The organism is Spiroplasma endosymbiont of Lariophagus distinguendus, from assembly GCF_023846195.1.
Lineage (GTDB): Bacteria > Bacillota_I > Bacilli_A > Mycoplasmatales > VBWQ01 > Spiroplasma_E.
Genome location: NZ_JALMUW010000143.1, coordinates 1 through 866, shown reverse-complemented (window position 1 = coordinate 866; position 866 = coordinate 1). Strand labels below are relative to the sequence as shown.

The 866-nt window shown below is 18.5% G+C and carries 2 protein-coding genes; both read right to left on the bottom strand.

Translation table 4 applies throughout. The annotated features are described in order from the left end of the window. Window positions 1-372 (bottom strand): terminase small subunit (locus M0D11_RS06180; protein WP_252321066.1); only part of this gene is annotated, 372 nt, incomplete at its 3' end. Window positions 373-542: 170 nt separating this feature from the next. Continuing rightward, on the bottom strand, window positions 543-866 hold a 324-nt coding region (locus M0D11_RS06175), incomplete at its 5' end, for a hypothetical protein (protein ID WP_252321064.1).

Below are 866 nucleotides of genomic sequence, written 5' to 3'. Positions count from 1 at the left end.
CTTACTCTTATTTTCAAGTTGAATTACTATAGGGTGTGTGTTATCAGTATTAATATCAATTTTTGTAGATAAATTATAGTCTTTTACATATGCTCTTTCTAAATATCAAGCAGAAGAATTAGGACTTGCTTTTAAAAATCTTTGAAGATTTAAATGTTTAATTTTTGCATATGCTCAATTAATTTGTTGTAAAAAAGTATCTTTTTGTTTCTTTTTTCACTCATTTATAGTATTTTGAGTAATATTTAAAAACATTTGCATACCTTCTTTTGTTGGTATTTCTTCATTATTAGTACAATATTCAAAATATTTTTTTATTTCTTCTTTTAAAGATTTAATATTGTACCTAATTCTTATTTTTTCTTCTTGCACATAAAAATCTCCTTTCATATGCTTTAAAAACACAAAAATTTATGATATAACTAATATAATCTTTAAGTTAAGTGGCGGAAAAAACTAACTTATTAACTTTATTAATTACTTCATATATTTTTTTATTTAATTTTCATAATATAATTATAACAAAAAATAGCAGTGTAATGCTATTTTTTTATTATTTGCTTTTTTTCTCATTTAATTATCTTATTATTTTCTCATTTATTTTTAAATTTTTCATCTTTATTTTTTTTATCAATATCTTTTTTTATTTTTCAATAATTTTTATTATATGTTTCTTCTTCAATTTTTTTATTATTTCACAAAATTGCTATACCTGTAATTAAACCAAATAAGTTTAATGAAAGAAATAATAATAATAAACCAAATGCATTATTTTTATAACATAACATTAATCCTTTAATAGTAATTAAAATTATTGTTATTAAACCTATTATTCCTAAAGATATTCATAATCATAATAATTCCAT